Origin of the sequence: Moorena sp. SIO3B2 (assembly GCF_010692525.1) — a bacterium.
In the GTDB taxonomy this organism is placed as follows: Bacteria; Cyanobacteriota; Cyanobacteriia; order Cyanobacteriales; family Coleofasciculaceae; genus Moorena; species Moorena producens.
In genome coordinates this window covers 1-5632 of sequence record NZ_JAAHHE010000375.1, presented here as the reverse complement: position 1 = coordinate 5632, position 5632 = coordinate 1, and the positions used below count along the sequence as shown (strand labels likewise).

At 44.6% G+C, this 5632-nt stretch carries 4 protein-coding genes and 1 pseudogene; all 5 read right to left on the bottom strand.

What is annotated here, in order from left to right; genetic code table 11:
* Positions 1 to 17 precede the first annotated feature (17 nt).
* A complete protein-coding gene (locus F6K38_RS34000) occupies positions 18 to 566 on the bottom strand; it encodes a Uma2 family endonuclease (RefSeq protein WP_287256592.1) in 549 nt (182 codons plus the stop codon).
* A 392-nt stretch (positions 567 to 958) separates the two neighbouring features.
* Positions 959 to 1846 (bottom strand): ROK family protein, encoded by an 888-nt coding sequence (locus F6K38_RS33995; protein ID WP_008186567.1) that lies wholly within the window; start codon positions 1844 to 1846, stop codon positions 959 to 961.
* Between the two features lie 83 nt (positions 1847 to 1929).
* Complete coding sequence (locus F6K38_RS33990) at positions 1930 to 2814, bottom strand: ABC transporter permease (protein ID WP_287314165.1); 885 nt, start codon at positions 2812 to 2814, stop codon at positions 1930 to 1932.
* 344 nt (positions 2815 to 3158) lie between these two features.
* The gene (gene trxB / locus F6K38_RS33985; protein ID WP_287314167.1) at positions 3159 to 4550 is read right to left on the bottom strand and encodes a thioredoxin-disulfide reductase; all 1392 of its coding nucleotides are present in this window, start codon (positions 4548 to 4550) and stop codon (positions 3159 to 3161) included.
* A 177-nt stretch (positions 4551 to 4727) separates the two neighbouring features.
* Positions 4728 to 5632: pseudogene (locus tag F6K38_RS33980) on the bottom strand (hypothetical protein); the annotation flags it as partial.

Sequence of the window (5632 nt, the reverse complement as noted above, 5' to 3'; positions counted from 1 at the left end):
ATTCCCAATTCTAAATTCTACATTCTAAATTCTACATTATGATAAAAGTTGACACTTTCGAGGGTAAAGGTATCCCCTTTTTCATAGGGATAAAGTACCCAAAACCCTTGCTGATTACGCCTAAAGCACTCTACTCCTATTGTCTCTGACTGGATTAGAACATACTCTTGCAAGGTTTTTAGCTTACGGTATTTGGCAAACTTATTCCCCCGGTCGTATGCCTCTGTAGAGGGTGAGAGCACTTCTACAATTAGACAGGGATACTCAATAAACTGGTTAGACTCTTGATCTCTGGAATCACAAGTTACTACTACATCTGGGTAGTGGTAGGAACGAACTGAAGATATTTTTACCTTCACATCTGCGATATAGACCTCACAGCTACTGTCTTGTAGGTGAGTATTTAGATCACTGGCCAGATTTAAAGCAATCCGGTTGTGGGGTTTCGAGCCTCCAGTCATGGCGAAGACTTCCCCATCACTATACTCGTAACGAATCTCTTGAGTCGGTTCCCACTCCAGGTATTCTTGGGGAGTCATCCGGTAAGGCTGTGGACTGGCAATCATGGTTTTTTGCAATCAATAGACTTCGCGGCAGTTGTCGGGAACAGCGGATCTGGGAACAGGGAACAGTGGACAAGAATTGACGTTACAATTTTCGGACGGACTGTCCCAACACTGGTACTCAAGGTTTAACATGAGGGCAAGCCCGCCCCTAACCCACCCTACGCACTAAATTAATTCTAAATTCTAAATTCTAAATTCTAAATTCTAAATTCTAAATTCTAAATTCTAAATTCTACTTGGTGGTGCGTTACGGGGCGGCCTATTCTAATACTGGCTACGAAGTGGAAAATTAGGGCAAGCCCGCCCCTAACACACCCTACGCACTAAATTAATTCTAAATTCTAAATTCTAAATTCTTCATTCTAAATTCTTCATTCTAAATTCTTCATTCTTCATTTCAGATGTTTTTGCCAGGCCAATCGTGCTGCTCCCACCATCCCCGCTCGATTACCTAATTCTGCTTTAAGTAACTCTAAACCAGTACGGGAGGAAGGCAAAACTCGTTGCTCTATTTCTGCTAGAGTTGTTGGCAAGAAAAATTCGGCACTAGCACTGATGCCACCACCAATGATAATGGCTTCTGGTGTCAGTGGATAAATAAAACTAGTTAGCCCAATCCCTAATAAGCGTCCGTAATCTGCCCAAAATTCTAAAGCTTCCTGGTTTCCTTGCTGGGCTAATTTACCAAGTTCTGCTGGTTCTTTGCCACTGTTGCCTCGGATTGCCCTAATGGAAAGGTATTGCTCTAGAGAACCCCGATTACCAGTATTAGACTCGGGACCATCGGGATATAGATTAATTAACCCCAACTCCCCAGCAGACCCGAGATGACCTGTGAAGAGTTGACCATCGAAAATTATTGCCCCTCCTACTCCTGTGCCTAGGGTGAGTAGAATCAAATTCCTAAACCGACGACCAGCCCCTAACCAAGCTTCTCCTAAACCAGCACAGTTAGCATCATTAGCAACAACTGTGGGATAACCGACTTTGGCTTCTAACTCATCGGCTAGGGGAACATCGTGCCAATCCGTTAGGTTAATCGCAACCTTAGCAATTCTACCAGCAACATCGGCAGGGCCAGGACATCCAAGCCCGATACCAATCACGTCTTCCCTGGTATCGAGACGAGAGATTGCTGCTACTATTGCTTCGATCACCGCTGTCGGTGTTGCAGGTTGGGGTGTATCTACTGTTAGAGACTCCAGTTCGGTTCCATCTTCACGGAAGCGTCCCAACTTAATCGCAGTGCCACCTAAATCAATGCCTATGGCTTGGGTCATTAGTTTTGAGTCATTTGTCCTGAGTCATTTTAAGGCAAAAGGCAAAAGGCAAAAGGCAAAATGCAAGAGGGTTTTATAAAATTTCAATGTTTCTGACGAAATCGGGGATTAATCAACTCACTTAATCCTTCTCCTACTAAGGACAATCCTACCACCATCAGTGTCATGGCTAAACCAGGGAAAAGCGCTGTCCACCAAATGCCAGTTGGTAAGGCATCGAGGGCTTGACGTAAGTCATGACCCCACTCTGGGGTTTGTTCTGGCAATCCTAATCCTAAAAATCCCAGTCCTCCCAAGATTAAAATGGCATCAGCGGCGTTGAGGGTAAATAGAACTGGTACACTTTGAATCACATTGAGAAATAGGTAGCGCGATAATATCCTACCAGGGGAAGCTCCCAGGGCTTGAGCGGCTTCGATGAACAATTCAGTTTTGACGCTAGTGGTGTGATTCCGGACTACCCGATAGTATTGGGGGACATAGGAAATACTTAATGCGATCGCAGCATTGAAGACTCCTCTACCGACTACAAAGGCCAAAGTCACTGATAGCAGTAGTCCTGGCAAGGTATAGATCGTATCCATTAAAAACAGTAATACCCGATCGAGTTTGCCACCGAGATAACCACTTATTAACCCCAAAGGGACACCAATTATCAGGCTGAGGGTGGTGGCGAGAATGACTACTTTTAGAGCAGCTTGAGAGCCAAACCAAGTGCGAGAGAAGACATCATAACCCTGGCGAGAGGTACCAAACCAGTGATTCCAGCTCGGTGGTTCATGAATGGGATTACTGAGGGACTGGGTAGGGTCTTGTAGCCATCCCCAGGCTTGAAAAGTGGGAGCGAAAAGGGCTACTACGATAAAGCACCCAGTAATCACTAGTCCCGCTACCATTAGTTTGATGGATAGACTAGGCCCTCTAGTAAAAGACAAAAAGCTGGGGAATGATTGTTTGGTTGAGGTCATCCTTCATCCTTGATAGTCATAGCATTTATGTAAGCTATCAGCTATCAGCTATCAGCTATCAGCTATCAGCTATCAGCTATCAGCTAATGCACTACGCGCACGCTACACCGAACAGCTATCAGCTTTGGGCCTGTAGTCACGCTACAGCGAACAGTTTATGCCCATAACGCATGCTATACCGAACAGCTTTTGAATAAAATAAGCTGACGGCTGACAGCTGAAAGCTTACGCATTTATCATACTGATCAGGTAAACAATCTTGTATACCTTTTGCCTATTGCCTATTGCCTTTTGCCTATTGCCTTTTGCCTATTGCCTTTTGCCTTTTGCCTTTTGCCTATCCCTTAAACAGTAGTTGGTAAATACCGTTCAATGGCTTGACGATACTGACTCTTTTGCTTAATTCCTTTAAATTCCTCTAGGAACTCTTTGTCTTTAAATAACTGTACCGTAGGTGTTCCAACCACTTGAGCATTTTCAGCTATTTCTCTGTCTTGGTCAATATCGATCTCGACAAAGTGAATTTTGCCATTATACTCATCTACTACTTTATCCAGCATGGGCTTGAGAACCTTACAAGGACCACAACTAGGGGAAATATACTTGACCATGATTATGCGATCGCTTTCATGGAACAGTTTACGCAAGGCATAGCCCCCCAGATGGCGTGTTTCCTTGATATCAAAGGTTTCCGCCGTCTCAGCTATTGGTTTTTCTTCCGTTTCTTCAGGTTTTTCAGCCGTTGGCTGTTCTGATGCCGGTTGTTGATGATACTCATGAGTTAGGTTATTGGCAGATAGCCAGCGTTCTGCTAACATAGCCCCCATACAACCTGTCCCAGCCGCAGTGATGGCTTGACGGAACTCATGGTCTTGGACATCACCAACCGCATAGACTCCCTCTACACTGGTTTCCACCGAGCCGGATTTAGTGACAATGTAACCCACCTGATCTAACTCCAGTTGTCCTCTAAACAAGGACGTGTTAGGAGTGTGACCAATAGCGTAAAACATTCCCCGAACTGAAATATCCTTTTGTTCACCAGTTTGAGTATCCTGGACTCTTACCCCAGTCATCGAACCATTTTCTCCAAACACATCCACTGGCTGAGTATTCCAGTGAATAGTAATTTTGGGATTATTCAACACCCGGTCTTGCATGGTTTTACTAGCTCGCATCTCATCCCGACGTACTAGCATATGAACATGGGAGCCATACTTGGTCAAATATACAGCTTCCTCTGCCGCTGAGTCACCCGCCCCGACTACCGCCACTTCCTGACCACTGAAAAGGGGAGATGCACCATCACAGATGGCACAAGCTGAGATACCATTACTCCAGTACTGAGCTTCGCTGGGTAAATGCAACCGTTTCGCTGTTGCTCCGGTAGCAATCACAATACTATGGGTTTTTACTTCCCGTTCCTCAGAGCGCACAATGAAGGGACGCTGACTTAAATCTACAAAGATCACATCTTCGGTATAGCATTCCGTTCCCCAGCGTTCTGCTTGAGCCTTCATCCGTTCCATTAATTGAGGTCCGGTGATTCCCTCTGGGAAGCCAGGGAAGTTTTCTACTTCTGTGGTAGTCATCAGCTGTCCACCAGGGATTCCCCCAGCTTGGAAGCCTTCAAACATTAAGGGTTTCAGGTTAGCTCGTGCGCCATAAATCGCTGCTGTGTAACCGGCAGGACCAGAACCGATGATGACAAGATTTTCTACAGGGGAGTTGGACATTAAAGCAAACTCATAACGACTACGCTTTTATTATAAATTATTATACCATATACAACTTAGCTAATGCTGTCATACATTTAAATTGTGAATAGGGGCGCTTTGGAGGTAAGAATTCAGCTGACGGCTGACGGCTGACGGCTGACGGCTGGCTGCTGAAAAGCGTACAATCTGACTTGCTCAAAACAGAGGTAAATTAAAACTCATCCCTGTACCGAAAACTGTCCCATCAAAATTAATTCTGGAGTTGGACGACGAACCAAAGCTTTGTCCACCATACAAATAAATTTGACTATTGCTAGAAATCTTATAACTGACACGACCAATTAACTGATGATAGTCATCATACCGTTCCCTTTCGGTATAATCAGATAAGGCAATTTGGTAATTAATAGCTGCTTTAAATCGGGGGTAGGGGTAATAGGCTAAAGATGCTCTGAAAACATTACTAATCTTAGATCGTGTGTCTGGATCAGCAAAACGTAGGTTTAACTTATAGGACGTATCTAAGGCTAAGTGCTTTGCTAACCAATCCCGTCGGCTGAGTCTAAGATACAGAGAATTATAATGAGCGAAGCGATCGCCTCCCTCTTGCTTGAATAACTGTTGATTGCTCCATCCTAACTCCCCATAGGTTCTTTTCAATAGCTGCTGACGAACTCCCAGCTTAACTTTCAGTTGATTATAATCAAGTTGGGATCTATCTCCATAACGCACTACATTACCACTTACTGACGTTATGAGCTTAGTGTCAGGTCCGAGGGATGGTACAGCTAATAGGGTTAGTCCTGGTCTCAACAGACCATCATCAACTGGATCGACTCCAGCGAAAATATTATCGCTTCTGAAATAACTGACTCTACCCTGTAAATATACTGTAGGTTTACGGGGAGTCGGTGGTTTTTCTTGGAGCCGCAAACGCAGCACCCCCAGTTCCGGGTCTCGATCATTAGCTTTGGAATCTGAGTTTGAACGATTATCTCCAGAAGCAGGTTTACCTTGAGATATCTGTGACCTGTCAACTACCTCAGTTGAGCTAGAACCCGATGAGTGCTCACTAACAACAAAGGAAGATAATAGTTCTC

What these genes read in the sequence shown, in the direction of transcription:
- F6K38_RS34000 (WP_287256592.1), bottom strand. Translation starts at nt 566, where the DNA reads ATGATTGCCAGTCCACAGCCTTACCGGATGACTCCCCAAGAATACCTG.
- F6K38_RS33995 (WP_008186567.1), bottom strand. Translation starts at nt 1,846, where the DNA reads ATGACCCAAGCCATAGGCATTGATTTAGGTGGCACTGCGATTAAGTTG.
- F6K38_RS33990 (WP_287314165.1), bottom strand. Translation starts at nt 2,814, where the DNA reads ATGACCTCAACCAAACAATCATTCCCCAGCTTTTTGTCTTTTACTAGA.
- trxB (WP_287314167.1), bottom strand. Translation starts at nt 4,550, where the DNA reads ATGTCCAACTCCCCTGTAGAAAATCTTGTCATCATCGGTTCTGGTCCT.